Source organism: Henriciella aquimarina (assembly GCF_002088975.1).
GTDB lineage: Bacteria > Pseudomonadota > Alphaproteobacteria > Caulobacterales > Hyphomonadaceae > Henriciella > Henriciella aquimarina.
Map to the genome: position 1 here is coordinate 1 of NZ_NCST01000091.1, position 11,647 is coordinate 11,647.

Annotated in this window: 14 protein-coding genes; 13 read left to right on the plus strand and 1 reads right to left on the minus strand. The window is 62.0% G+C overall.

Translation table 11 applies throughout. The features are described from left to right. The first annotated feature begins 6 nt into the window (after window positions 1-6). Window positions 7-1,145, plus strand: a protein-coding gene (locus tag B8784_RS14470) for an IS3 family transposase (RefSeq protein ID WP_143435295.1) whose coding sequence is annotated in 2 segments (ribosomal slippage) — window positions 7-265 and window positions 265-1,145 — 1,140 coding nt in all. Because the reading frame shifts where the segments join, the coding sequence is not laid out codon by codon here. A 133-nt stretch (window positions 1,146-1,278) separates the two neighbouring features. Here B8784_RS14470 and B8784_RS14475 read toward each other — a convergent pair. Then, on the minus strand, window positions 1,279-1,650 hold the full coding sequence (locus B8784_RS14475; RefSeq protein WP_233356159.1) for a nuclear transport factor 2 family protein: 372 nt from the start codon (window positions 1,648-1,650) through the stop codon (window positions 1,279-1,281). Window positions 1,651-1,794: 144 nt separating this feature from the next. Here B8784_RS14475 and B8784_RS14480 point away from each other — a divergent pair, with 144 nt between their 5' ends. The 12 genes from B8784_RS14480 (at window position 1,795) to B8784_RS14520 (ending at window position 11,645) form a co-directional block, all read left to right on the plus strand. After that, window positions 1,795-2,187, plus strand: a complete 393-nt coding sequence (locus tag B8784_RS14480) for a fluoride efflux transporter FluC (protein ID WP_084398653.1) — start codon at window positions 1,795-1,797, stop codon at window positions 2,185-2,187. Then, window positions 2,184-3,179 carry an RluA family pseudouridine synthase gene (locus B8784_RS14485; protein ID WP_084398654.1) on the plus strand — a complete coding sequence of 332 codons (996 nt, stop codon included), beginning with the start codon at window positions 2,184-2,186 and terminating at the stop codon, window positions 3,177-3,179. The genes B8784_RS14480 and B8784_RS14485 overlap by 4 nt, the downstream gene beginning before the upstream one ends. Before the next feature lie 12 nt (window positions 3,180-3,191). Further along, window positions 3,192-3,887, plus strand: coding sequence for an HAD-IA family hydrolase (locus B8784_RS14490; RefSeq protein ID WP_084398655.1), 696 nt, complete (start codon window positions 3,192-3,194; stop codon window positions 3,885-3,887). Between the two features lie 39 nt (window positions 3,888-3,926). Further along, window positions 3,927-4,076: a hypothetical protein gene (locus tag B8784_RS21765; protein ID WP_169712626.1), complete on the plus strand. Its 150-nt coding sequence runs from the start codon at window positions 3,927-3,929 to the stop codon at window positions 4,074-4,076. A 174-nt stretch (window positions 4,077-4,250) separates the two neighbouring features. Continuing rightward, on the plus strand, window positions 4,251-4,697 hold the full coding sequence (locus tag B8784_RS14495) for a hypothetical protein (protein ID WP_084398656.1): 447 nt from the start codon (window positions 4,251-4,253) through the stop codon (window positions 4,695-4,697). A 61-nt stretch (window positions 4,698-4,758) separates the two neighbouring features. Continuing rightward, window positions 4,759-5,487 carry an ATP12 family chaperone protein gene (locus B8784_RS14500; RefSeq protein ID WP_084398657.1) on the plus strand — a complete coding sequence of 243 codons (729 nt, stop codon included), beginning with the start codon at window positions 4,759-4,761 and terminating at the stop codon, window positions 5,485-5,487. An 80-nt stretch (window positions 5,488-5,567) separates the two neighbouring features. Then, on the plus strand, window positions 5,568-6,248 hold the full coding sequence (locus B8784_RS14505) for a hypothetical protein (protein ID WP_084398658.1): 681 nt from the start codon (window positions 5,568-5,570) through the stop codon (window positions 6,246-6,248). Window positions 6,249-6,359: 111 nt separating this feature from the next. After that, window positions 6,360-6,941 (plus strand): hypothetical protein, encoded by a 582-nt coding sequence (locus tag B8784_RS14510; RefSeq protein ID WP_143435524.1) that lies wholly within the window; start codon window positions 6,360-6,362, stop codon window positions 6,939-6,941. A gap of 128 nt (window positions 6,942-7,069) precedes the next feature. After that, window positions 7,070-8,602 (plus strand): acyl-CoA carboxylase subunit beta, encoded by a 1,533-nt coding sequence (locus B8784_RS14515; protein WP_084398660.1) that lies wholly within the window; start codon window positions 7,070-7,072, stop codon window positions 8,600-8,602. A 296-nt stretch (window positions 8,603-8,898) separates the two neighbouring features. Beyond that, window positions 8,899-9,471: a hypothetical protein gene (locus tag B8784_RS21375; RefSeq protein ID WP_143435526.1), complete on the plus strand. Its 573-nt coding sequence runs from the start codon at window positions 8,899-8,901 to the stop codon at window positions 9,469-9,471. A gap of 210 nt (window positions 9,472-9,681) precedes the next feature. Beyond that, window positions 9,682-10,059: a hypothetical protein gene (locus tag B8784_RS21380; protein ID WP_143435528.1), complete on the plus strand. Its 378-nt coding sequence runs from the start codon at window positions 9,682-9,684 to the stop codon at window positions 10,057-10,059. A 665-nt stretch (window positions 10,060-10,724) separates the two neighbouring features. Next, window positions 10,725-11,645: a transposase gene (locus tag B8784_RS14520; RefSeq protein ID WP_084396516.1), complete on the plus strand. Its 921-nt coding sequence runs from the start codon at window positions 10,725-10,727 to the stop codon at window positions 11,643-11,645. The last annotated feature ends 2 nt before the right edge of the window (window positions 11,646-11,647 follow it).

Genomic DNA, 11,647 nt, shown 5'->3' on the forward strand with positions numbered 1-11,647 from the left:
TGAGACATGGGCAAGAGATCAACGCCTGAAGAGATCATAGCGAAGCTGCGGGAGGTGGAGGTCCGCCTCGCGCGGGGTGAGACGACGGGTCAGGCCGTGCGTTCGATCGGGGTGACGGAACAGACATACTATCGGTGGCGCAAGGAGTATGGCGGGCTGCAGGTTGGCCAGGCCAAACGGCTGAAGGAGATCGAGAAGGAGAATGCGCGGCTGCGTCGCGCCATTTCTGATCTGACCCTCGACAACCAGATCCTGCAGGAAGTCATCAAGGGAAAGTTCTGAGCCCTTCACGCAAGCGCGAGGCGGTCGATCATGTGGTGGAGACACTCGGCGCAACCGAGCGCCGGGCCTGCCGCGTGATCGGCCAGCACCGTTCCACCCAGCGCAAGCCGCGTGTGCCACGCCAGGACGAGGATGTGCTGACAGCGGCCATCATCGCCCTGGCTGAACGGTTCGGCCGGTATGGCTACCGCCGGATCACGGCCCTGCTGAGACGGGATGGCTGGCATGTGAACGAGAAGCGGGTGTATCGCATCTGGCGGCGTGAAGGGCTGAAAGTGCCAATGAAACAACCAAAGAGAGGCCGTCTCTGGCTGAATGACGGCTCCTGCATCCGGCTGAGGCCGATGCACAAGGGCCATGTCTGGTCCTATGACTTCGTTCAGGACCGCACGCATGACGGCAAGGTGTTCCGCATGCTGTGTGTGATTGATGAGTTCACTCGCGAATGCCTCGCCATTCGTGTCGAACGCAAGCTCAACTCCCGCGATGTCCTAGACACGCTGGGCGAACTGTTCGTGCATCATGGCCCGCCGGAGCATATCCGTTCCGACAATGGCCCCGAGTTCATCGCCACGGCCCTGCGCGAGTGGCTTGGCCGGATCGGCGTGAAGACGCTCTATATCGAACCCGGTTCGCCTTGGGAGAACGGCTACTGCGAGAGCTTCAACTCCAAGCTCAGAGACGAGTTGTTGGCGAGGGAAATCTTCTATGATCTCAGGGAGGCGAAAGTCCTGATCGAGACCTGGCGGTGGCATTACAACACCGCGCGTCCGCACTCTTCTCTGGGCTACCGACCGCCCGCGCCACAAGCCATCTTGCCCGCGGCGTTCATACCGCCTTACTGTGGGGAGGTAGCGGCATGAACGCCGCTACGTGGGAACCGCCGGGCTAATAAATCTGGTGGACCACTCCGGTGGGGCAGACCAACACTTTGTCCGTCGTCGGAACACAATATAAGGCAGTATACGGATTAATCGGGCTGGCTCCGGTCCGGCCTTACGTGCCTGTCGTCAGCGGATGCACATAGACCTCATTGTGCTTGATCAGGTCATGCTCCAGCAGGACGAGGTCGAAGCCGCGCACCTTGCCGTCCTTCCCGTCTTTTCCGAGATCGCAATACCAGCGCCCGCAAAAGCCGCCTTCGATCTTCCAGACCGTTTCGGGCTGATAGTGCATGGGCGGGGTCGAGGCGAAAAGCGTGTCGAGATAGGTGCGCAGCGCGTCGCGCCCCTCGATCCCGCGGGGCATTTGCGGGTCCTTGTAGACGGTGTCGGCACTGTAGAAGCCGACAAGCCGGTCGACATCCTTGTCGCTCCAGGCCTGCAGCCAGTCGGCATTGAACCGTTCCAGATCCATCGGGCTCATCATCTCTGCCTCCCTTGTCGCCTCTTTCGCGGGCGCTGCATGATAGACGGCTATCTGGATAAGCGCATGAGAGGGGGCGGTAGTTGCATCCCGTGGGCCTGAAACGCGGCCTGTCATTTTCGGCGCAATCGCCTTAAAAGCCGGGCCATGAACGGATTTCTCTATGTCGCGCTCGGAGGCGCTCTCGGGGCAAGCCTGCGCCACGGCGCCGGCCTCGCGGCGATGCGCCTCGGCCTCGGCACGGGCTGGCCGTGGGCGACCTTTTTCGTCAACCTGCTGGGCAGCCTCATGATGGGGCTGCTGATCGGCTTCCTCGCCTTTCGCGGCGAGTGGCTGGGCGGGGGACAGAATACGCGTCTCTTCCTGGCCACGGGCCTGCTCGGCGGGTTCACCACCTTCTCGGCTTTTTCGCTGGAGGTGGCGCGCTATGTGGAGGAAGACCAGTGGGGCCGCGCGGCCGCCTATGCCGGGATCTCGGTGATCGCCGGCCTCCTCCTTGTCCTGATAGGCATGATGATCATGCGGAAGGTGCTTGCATGACCCAGCAGGTAATCAACGAAACCGTCAGCCCGAAGGAAGAGGGCACCCGGCTCGACCGCTGGGTGAAGCGCCGTCTGCCGGTCACCCAGGGCCAGCTGATGAAGCTGCTGCGCACCGGACAGATCCGTGTCGACGGCGCGCGCGCCAAGGCGAATACGCGCCTCGATGCCGGCATGGTCGTGCGCCTGCCGCCGCTGCACCAGCCCACCAGGGAAGAGCGCGAAGCCTACAAGCCGGGCAAGGCGTCGGCGCGCGACGAGCAGTTCATGCGCGAGATGGTCGTCTATCAGGATGATGACATGTTCGCGCTCAACAAGCCCGCCGGCCTCGCCGTGCAGGGCGGCACCAAGCAGGGCGATCGCCACATTGACGGCATGCTGGACGTTCTCTCCGACGGCGAATACCGCCCCAAGCTTGTCCACCGCCTCGATAAAGAGACCTCCGGCCTCCTGCTGATCGCGCGCCATCCCGCCGCCGCTGCTCGCCTTGGCGATCTCTTCCGCTCGCGCGAGATGGAGAAGGTCTACTGGGCCGTCACCGTCGGCGCGCCGAAGCCGCCGGCCGGCCAGGTGCGCTGCTGGATGACGAAGGGTACGGGCCCTGAGGGCCGTGAGCGTATGGTCCATTGCGCCCAGAACGACGAGGGCGCGCGCCACGCCATCACCGATTATGTCACCGTCTCGCAGGCCGCCCAGAAGGCCGCCTGGGTGGCGCTGAGGCCGCAGACCGGCCGGATGCACCAGCTGCGCTTCCACATGCATGAGCTCGGCACCTCCATTCTCGGTGACGACAAGTACGTGACCCGCCGGGAAGTGCCGCAGGGCGTTGCCAAGGGCCTGCACCTGCATGCGCGCGCGCTGCTCATTCCGCGCAAGAACAAGAAGCCGCTCCTGCTCGAGGCCCCGCTGTCAGGCCATATGAAGGAGACGTTCAAGACGCTTGGCTTCCTCGAAGAAGAAGCGGGCAGGGACCCGTTCGAACTGTTTGTGTAGAAGGTTGGCTGTATGACGCTCAAACTCGCGATCTGGGACATGGACGGGACGATTGTGGATAGCCGCGAGGTGATCCAGACCGCCATGTGCCGCGCGTTTGATGTGTGCGGCCTGCCCGAGCCGGACTATGAGGCGACCCGTCAGGTGGTTGGTCTCGGCCTGGATGAAGCCTGCCGCACGCTGGCGCCCGACTATGACGACCTGCCGCGCCTGGTCGAGGCCTACCGCCAGGCGTTCGTCGCGCGGCGCAGCGAGAAGGGCTTCCGCGAGCCGCTTTACGACGGCGCCATCGAAACCCTCGAACGGCTGGCGAATGACGACTGGCTGATCGCCATGGCGACCGGCAAGAGTCATCGCGGCATCCGGGCGATCTTCGAGATGCATCCGCTGGAGCAGTATTTCGACACCGTCTGGTGTGCCGATGACGGGCCCGGCAAGCCGCATCCTTTCATGGTCGAGCAGTGCATGGGCTCGCTCGGTTGCGAGCCCCACCAGTCGCTCATCATCGGGGATGCCACCCATGACATCGCCATGGGCCGCAATGCCGGCATTCACACTATGGGCGTCAGTTGGGGCTTTGGGCGCCCGGCCGAGCTGGAAGCTGCCGGCGCGCACGAGATTCACCATGACTTCGATGGCCTGGCTGCAGGCCTCGCAGCCTTTGCCGAAAAAAGTTTACCACTGCCGGGAACCGTTCAGAACGCATGACGTTGAGTTCATGAGTTATCACAAGCCAAGGGGAAACTCATGAAGAAATCCATGCTCGCACTTCTGTTCGCCATCGGCGCCGCCGGGACGTCCACGCTCGCCGCGTGCGACACCAATGACGGCCCGGTCGAGGAAGCCGGTGAAGAGGTTGATGAAGCTGCAGACGAGGTCGAGGACGAAGTCGACTAAGCTTCTCTTCAGAGTTTCATCGCAAGATGAAGTTATTCAGGCCAGCCCATCCGGGCTGGCCTGTTTTTCTTTTTTGAAACAGAAGATTATCTGCATTTTTTGTAATCTTTTCCGGATCGCTCACGCTGGTCTTGCGTTGATTGAACAGACACATTTTTCAACTGGAAGAAATCCATGACGAAATTCAATCTCGACCATGCGCTGGTCGGCCTGGCGGTCGCCACAGTAGGTGGCGGCGCCCTGGCCCTTACCGCGCACTCCGCGCCGGTCCCGACCGACCCGCAGCATCAGTTTACCCGCGCCGACTATGCCGCTTTCACCCGCAACTTCGAGACCGACGGGGCAAACTGTGCCGTCGGCTTCCAGGAGCGCAGCCTCTGCTTCGAGACCTCGCATCTGGAAAACCGTATCGTGGAAGGCCAGCCTTTCCCCGAGAACATGTATCCGCTCGCGCTGGAATGGCGCGCCAATCTCGCCCTGACGCGCAAGGACCAGAGTCTGAAGACGGTTCGCATCGGCCAGACGCTGGCCCTGATGGAGCGCGACACGCGCATGGTCGTCGATACGATGCACCTCGGCGAGACCGATTATGCCGGGGCAACCACGCGTCAGGCCAGCTAGGCCACGCCAAGCCGCAATTGCCCGGTTTCAAACCGGGCTGGCCCGTGCCACTTAGCAGGGCATGTCAAACAGTGATGAGCGCACACAGGCGCTGCCGCGCCGCTTCTACAAGACCGCATCGGCCATCGAAGGCCAGGACGGCTGGGCCGTCGCTCTCGACGGGCGGGTGCTGAACACCCCGGCCAAGGTCACGCTGAGCCTGCCGAGCGAGGCGCTTGCGCGTGCCGTCGCTGCGGAATGGGACGCCCAGGGCGAGCGGATCGACCCCTCGACCATGCCGTTGACGCATCTGGCCTATATCGCCATCGACCGCACGCCGGACACGCGCGAGGAGCTGGCCGCCGAACTCGCCAAATATACCGAGACCGACCTGGTCTGCCACCTGGCCGACGCCCCGAGCGAGCTGCGGGCGCGCCAGGAAGCCGCCTGGCGCCCCTTGCGCGACTGGGCGGGCAAGTCGCTCGATATCGTGCTGATCCCCGTCGAGGGCATCATCGCAGCGCGCCAGCCGACGACATCGCTCGAGGCGGCCCGTGCGCATGCGCTGTCGCTGGACGATTTCCGCCTGACAGGGCTTGCCTGGGCGTGCAGCCTGTTCGGCTCCGCCGTCCTGGCGCTGGCCGTCGAGCGCGGCGAGACCCCCGCCGAAGACGCCTTCGAGATTTCCCGCATCGACGAGGCCTGGCAGATTGAGCAATGGGGCGAGGACGCTGAAGCCCAGGCCGCCGTCGAGGCGCGCCGGCGCGATGCGCATGCCCTCGGGAAACTCTTTTCCGCGCTCCCGCGTTAAGGACGGAACTGACGGCCTTGTGCCGGCCCCGGGGGCGCCGGTAAAATGTCGTCAGGCCTGTTCGACTGCTGGAGACTGCCATGCTCAGATACGCCCCGTTTGTTGCCGCCCTGGCGCTTGTCGCCTGTGATCCGGGTAACCCGGCCGATCCGACCGACCCGCAACCTGTGACCCCGCCGGAAAACACGTCCACCGATGCGGGCCTGGACGCCACGCCCTCCGCACCGGCCGACATGCCGTCCGAACCGGCCAATACGGGCAGCCCGATGGAAAGCGCCGGCGACGCCCCGGAGCCCACGCGCCAGGCCGCCGGCGATTGCGGGACGATTACGGCTGGTGGCCTCTGCGGGGTCGAGTTCGGCATGACGGTCCAGCAGGCGAGGCGCGCCCATGAGGGCGAACTCTATGAGCTCGGCGATCTCGACACCGAAGGGCTGAAGACCTGCTATTATCTCGGGCCTGAGCGGGACAATTACGACATCGGCTATATGGTCGTCGACGGCGAGGTCCAGCGCATCGATATCCGCGCGCCGGGCGTGTCGACATCCGAGGGCGCGCAGGTCGGCATGCCGGAAGGCGAGGTGGCCGGCCTCTATCCCGATCTCGAACGCCAGCCCAACAAGTATACCGACCGCGACAATCTCGTGGTCACGCTGGAAGGCGGCGCCAAGCTGATCATGGAAACCGACGAGAACGGCCTGATCTCCACCTACCGGGTCGGCCAGCCGCCAGCGGTCGATTATGTCGAAGGGTGCGCTTGAGGTTTTATCAGGCTGATTTAAAACGGATTTCCGCCTGAACGCGAGCCAAACGCGCCGCTCATGCGGGGTTCCGCCGGGGTGTGGTCTCGTGGCCTCATGATGAAACGCATCATGACCTCCAGAGTGGCCGCGCTGGCACTTGCGGCAAGTCCACTCATCGCGCTCCCGGCCATGGCCGATGCCCCGGCGACCACGGCGCAGACCGCGCTTGGCGGGCTGTCGCTCAGCGTCGGAGACGCCGCCTTCTACGTCTCGGTCGGCCATGACCGCTGGCGCGGGCGCAATGGGCGCCACTACCGCCCCAACCCGTGGGGCCAACGCCCCTGGGAAGTCCGGCGCTTGCGCCGTGACGCCCTGCAGCGCTGTGCCGGTGCGATCCAGCGCCAGGGCTACCGTATCGGCTTCCGAGACGTGGACATCGACGATGATGTGCGCGTGCGCCAGATTGGCCCCAAGGGCTTCCGGGTCCGCTTCGACGATGTCGAGTTCGAAGGCCGCCGGCGCGCGTTCGACCGCGATGTCAGCTGCACGGTGCGCCGGGGCCAGGTCGTTGATCTCGATGGCCTGCCGCGGCCCGGACACCGTGGCTATGACAGGGGCCGCGGCCACCATGACCGCTGGGACCGCGACGACCGCTATCGCGGCCATGACGGCCGGCGCCGGGGCGGTCACCGCCTCTATGGCGGAAGCTGAGCGGCCCCGATTCCTCCGTGGACATGCAAAAAGACGGGCAGGTTGTCTTTGCGGCAGCCTGTCCTTTTTCTTGCGTCGGCGTCTCTTGTGCGTATCAAGGGTGGCAGTCAGGTTGATGGAGTTCGCCCATGAAGGATGTCATCGAAGCGCTGGAAGCCAAACGCGAGGAAGCCCGCCTTGGCGGCGGCGAGGATCGCATCGAAAAGCAGCACGCCAAGGGCAAGCTCACCGCGCGTGAGCGGATCACCATGCTGCTCGACGAAGGCAGCTTCGAGGAAACCGACATGTTTGTGGAGCACCGCTCCCACGATTTCGGCATGGAGGAACAGCGCATCCCGGGCGACGGCGTCGTCACCGGCAATGGCACGGTCAACGGACGCCTCGTCTATGTCTTCTCCAAGGATTTCACCGTTTTCGGCGGCTCGCTGTCCAAGGCGCAGTCGGAGAAGATCGTGAAGGTGCAGAAGGCGGCGGCCAAGAATGGCGCCCCGGTCGTCGGTATCTTCGATGCGGGCGGCGCGCGCATCCAGGAGGGGGTCGACAGCCTTGCGGGCTATGCCGACATCTTCATGGAGAATGTGCTCTCCTCCGGCGTCATCCCGCAGATCTCGGTCATCATGGGGCCGTGCGCGGGCGGCGACGTCTATTCCCCGGCCATGACCGACTTCATCTTCATGGTGAAGGACACCTCCTACATGTACGTCACCGGCCCGGACGTGGTGAAGACCGTCACCAATGAAGAGGTCTCCCACGAGGACCTTGGCGGCGCGCGCGTGCATGCGGCCAAGTCCGGCGTCGCCGACGGGGCCTTCGAAAACGACATCGAGGCGCTCGTCCAGATGCGCCGCCTGATCGACTTCCTGCCGCTGTCTAACCTCGAATCGCCGCCCACGCGGCCGAGCTTCGATGACCCGGACCGCGTCGAGCCGAGCCTCGACACGCTCATCCCGGCCAATCCGAACACGCCCTATGACATGAAGGAGCTGATCGAGAAGACCGCCGACGAGGGCGACTTCTTCGAGATCAGCCCCGATTTCGGCGGCAACATCCTCTGCGGCTTCGGGCGCATGGAAGGCACCACGGTCGGCTTCGTCGCCAACCAGCCGATGACGCTCGCCGGCGTGCTCGACATCGACAGCTCGCGCAAGGCGTCGCGCTTCGTGCGCTTCTGCGACTGCTTCAACATCCCGATTGTCACCTTTGTCGACGTGCCGGGCTTCATGCCGGGCACCAAGCAGGAATATGGCGGCCTCATCAAGCATGGCGCGAAGCTCCTCTTCGCCTATGCCGAGGCGACCGTGCCGAAGGTCACCGTCATCACGCGCAAGGCCTATGGCGGCGCCTATGACGTGATGAGCTCCAAGCACCTGCGCGGTGACATGAACTATGCCTGGCCGACCGCCGAAATCGCCGTGATGGGTGCGAAGGGCGCGGTGGAAATCATCTTCCGCAAGGATCTGGGCGACGATGACAAGATCGCCGCGCACACGAAGATGTACGAGGACAATTTCGCCAACCCCTACGTCGCCGCGCGCCGGGGCTATATCGACGACATCATCATGCCCCACTCCACCCGCCGGCGCATCTGCAAGGCGCTACGGACCCTCCGCGGCAAACAGCTCGAAAACCCCTGGAAGAAGCACGATAATATTCCGCTTTAGGGCTTATTCCTAAGCTCTTTGATTCAGAAAAGTGAAGTATGCGTCTATCGCTGAATGCCTAGGTTGGACGGCACCTCAGACTGATGTAAACCTAAAGTTTTGAACGGCTTGAAAAGCCATGTAGAATAAGCAGAATAGGTAATTCTAGTACTGATTAGGGTTTGTATGGCACGTCCACCAAGATCTCCGTCGCCTCCACCACCACCGCCTCCTCCTAGGCCAAATCAAAGGCCAGTTCGAAAGGCTCCAGATCGGAGGCCGCCACCACCTCCTCCCCCTCCTTCAAATAACTAGTCATGCATGACAGCATTGATGGGCTTATCTTTTCTCTGGAGATGTCACGGCGTTATCACGTTGCAAGAAGAGACTTCTTGCAGCGTTGGATTCGGCGTAATCAGTTTTTGACTTTGTTTTTCTCAGCGGGGGTAACGTTGTCTCTGCTGGAAATTTTTCCACCTCAGTTTGAGTACTGGTTAACGCTTTTAGCTTCTCTATTTTTGCTCGTGCTTTCCCTAGCTTCGGTCATCGTGAACTTACATGAAAAAGTCGACCTGCATCATTCACTCAGCAATAGATTTAGGGCGCTCAAAGCAAAAGTTAGAAGTGAAGAATCAAATCAGCCGCAACCAAATCCTTCCGACTGGGTGCGGACTAAGGTAGCGGAATGGACAGCCGAGAGGGAACTTATCGAGGCCGATGAGCCCCAGATTTTCGGTGCGCTCCAAGATGACATCTGGTGCGCGACTGCGGTCTCTATGGGGCGGCCTGTACCAAGTGACGGACAGCCCAAGGGAATAAGGCGTTGGCTTAAACACTATCTGCCGTTTGAGGACGCGCCTGAACCGAGTAATGAAGTAATTAGCAAATGAGGCAGCATATCAGATTGCGTAGGCTTTTTTGACTGCCGGACCTTCCAAGAAGAGCTGATACTATTTTGGGAGGTGCCAGCTTTGCCACGAGGGCGTACTTTTATAACCAATAAAGAGCGAAAGCTGCGTGAAAATAATCGGCAGCTTCCACGGTTTTTTAGAGCGCGAAAAGTACTTCGTGATTGTTATGCGTTGTCTGATGCTATTGCCATGGCAAAAGATGAGCATGAACTCCGTCGCGCCTGGGCTTCATTTGCCTTTGCTGTGCGTAGTGTAGGCCATGTTGCGTCGAAGGTTGATGCTAAAAGTCATCCCATTTTAGCCAGTTTTCTGGATTCGCATTTTCAAGCATGGAAGACTTCAGACGCCTTATTTATTTTTCTGGATGAAGAAAGGAATTCGATCGCCAAGAATGGCAGGTCCACAGCTCACTTTGGCATTGGCAACGATTTTGGTAAAATCTTGATTCTTGGGCAATTTAAATCAGCCGTCGAGTTATCGGGTGAAATACTAAGATGGTGGGAAACCGCACTCGCTAACATAGAGGATACAGCCGCTGAATCGTTATTTCGCGGTAATACTGTCTAGCTCATCCCTATGAACAATATGATATCCATCCGCCCCCTCCCGCGTGCCAGCTATACCCTTCTCCATCCCATCGCTCTGACAGGGTGGTCCGGACCGGCCGGATGGCGGTGGGGGTGCGAAGGTGACTTGGCTGCGGGCAGGGCGTAACGCCCCTGCCATGTGGTGAGCATCATGTGGGACCGAGGCGGACGCCAGCAGCCTGGCGTTGCAGACCGTTACCGAGATGGGCCGGGAGAGGGACACCTGAACGGCCGACACCCTTCGCAGGGCGCGTCCTCAATGGGCGCTCATAGCCACGCCGAAAGGCTGGCAGTTCCATCAGCGTCTTTTCAGGACGCGCCCGGCCCTGTCTTTCGGGGCAAGAGAGAGCGCCAGGCGGAAACGCCGTGGCGGGTTTGGTGCTGGGTTTGAGAGGTCAGGCGACCGGCCTCGCCCTTCGACGTCGCTCAGGATGAGGCCTGAAAAGCGGCCCCGCCATAGCGCTCATCCTTGTCTGTTTGAAGTGTGCGATAGAGGGGTGGCAGGCGAGACCCCGTTCTCATCCTTGATTTGACGGATCGTGGCTCAGCCAGGGGCTCGCCTGCCGGGTACGACAGTTGTGTCGCCTGAACAGTTGCCAGGGGCGGTGACAGCCGACCCCGTATGACAAGGACAGGATTTTCTTCATGTCACACCCTGCTCTCGGCGTCGATATTTCCAAGACGCATCTCGATGTCTTCGATCCGCGTGACGGCTGCTTTCACCGGCTGTCCAATGATGCGGCAGGGCTCGATACCCTCTGTCTGCTGGCTCCCCCATCCATCGTCTTCGAGGCCACAGGCCCTTATGGCGAAGCGCTCGAACGGGCGATGAGCCAGGCTGGCGTGCGGATGTACCGGGTCAACCCGCGCCAGGCGCGCGAGTTTGCCCGCGCCTCTGGCGTGCTGGCCAAGACAGACCGTGTCGATGCCCGGCTCCTGTCGGCCATGGCCGGCCAGATCAGCCTGCCGGTGCACGTCCCACCCGCACCCGGCGTGCAGGTCCTGCGCGAGCTTCACGCCTACCGGCATGATCTTGTTGAAGCCCGAAAAGCCTGTCTCAACCAGCTCGAACGCTATCGCTGCGGCCCGCTGGTGCGGCGGCTGAAAGCCAGGATCGCAGGCCTGACCCGACAGATCGTCACCATGGACAAGGAGATCGCGGTCCATATCGAGGCCGATGACACCCTGGCTGGCCGGGCCCGCCTCATCGCCAGCGAACCGGGCGTCGGACCGGTCACAACCGCAGCCCTGCTCGCCTTCCTGCCAGAGCTCGGACACCTGGCCCGAAGACCCATCGCAGCCCTTGCAGGCCTTGCTCCCCATGCCCATGAAAGCGGAAGCTTCAGGGGAAAACGCCGGGTCTGGGGCGGGCGCGCAAGGGTGCGCGAAGCACTCTACCTCGCCGCCCTCTCAGCCTCGCGCCATCACCCAAGGCTCAAGCAGACCTACTGCGCCATGCGAACCGCTGGAAAACCTCCAAAGCTCGCCCTCATCGCTATCGCCAGAAAACTCCTCACAATCCTCAACGCAAAACTCAGAAAACATGACATCCAATACAGTTGCTGAGC

Excerpts from the sequence above, each read along its gene's own strand:
- B8784_RS14515 (WP_084398660.1), top strand. The coding sequence starts at position 7,070 with ATGAAGGATGTCATCGAAGCGCTGGAAGCCAAACGCGAGGAAGCCCGC.
- B8784_RS14500 (WP_084398657.1), top strand. The coding sequence starts at position 4,759 with ATGTCAAACAGTGATGAGCGCACACAGGCGCTGCCGCGCCGCTTCTAC.
- B8784_RS21380 (WP_143435528.1), top strand. The coding sequence starts at position 9,682 with ATGGCAAAAGATGAGCATGAACTCCGTCGCGCCTGGGCTTCATTTGCC.
- B8784_RS21765 (WP_169712626.1), top strand. The coding sequence starts at position 3,927 with ATGAAGAAATCCATGCTCGCACTTCTGTTCGCCATCGGCGCCGCCGGG.
- B8784_RS21375 (WP_143435526.1), top strand. The coding sequence starts at position 8,899 with ATGCATGACAGCATTGATGGGCTTATCTTTTCTCTGGAGATGTCACGG.
- B8784_RS14480 (WP_084398653.1), top strand. The coding sequence starts at position 1,795 with ATGAACGGATTTCTCTATGTCGCGCTCGGAGGCGCTCTCGGGGCAAGC.
- B8784_RS14485 (WP_084398654.1), top strand. The coding sequence starts at position 2,184 with ATGACCCAGCAGGTAATCAACGAAACCGTCAGCCCGAAGGAAGAGGGC.
- B8784_RS14475 (WP_233356159.1), bottom strand. The coding sequence starts at position 1,650 with ATGATGAGCCCGATGGATCTGGAACGGTTCAATGCCGACTGGCTGCAG.
- B8784_RS14520 (WP_084396516.1), top strand. The coding sequence starts at position 10,725 with ATGTCACACCCTGCTCTCGGCGTCGATATTTCCAAGACGCATCTCGAT.
- B8784_RS14510 (WP_143435524.1), top strand. The coding sequence starts at position 6,360 with ATGACCTCCAGAGTGGCCGCGCTGGCACTTGCGGCAAGTCCACTCATC.
- B8784_RS14505 (WP_084398658.1), top strand. The coding sequence starts at position 5,568 with ATGCTCAGATACGCCCCGTTTGTTGCCGCCCTGGCGCTTGTCGCCTGT.
- B8784_RS14495 (WP_084398656.1), top strand. The coding sequence starts at position 4,251 with ATGACGAAATTCAATCTCGACCATGCGCTGGTCGGCCTGGCGGTCGCC.
- B8784_RS14490 (WP_084398655.1), top strand. The coding sequence starts at position 3,192 with ATGACGCTCAAACTCGCGATCTGGGACATGGACGGGACGATTGTGGAT.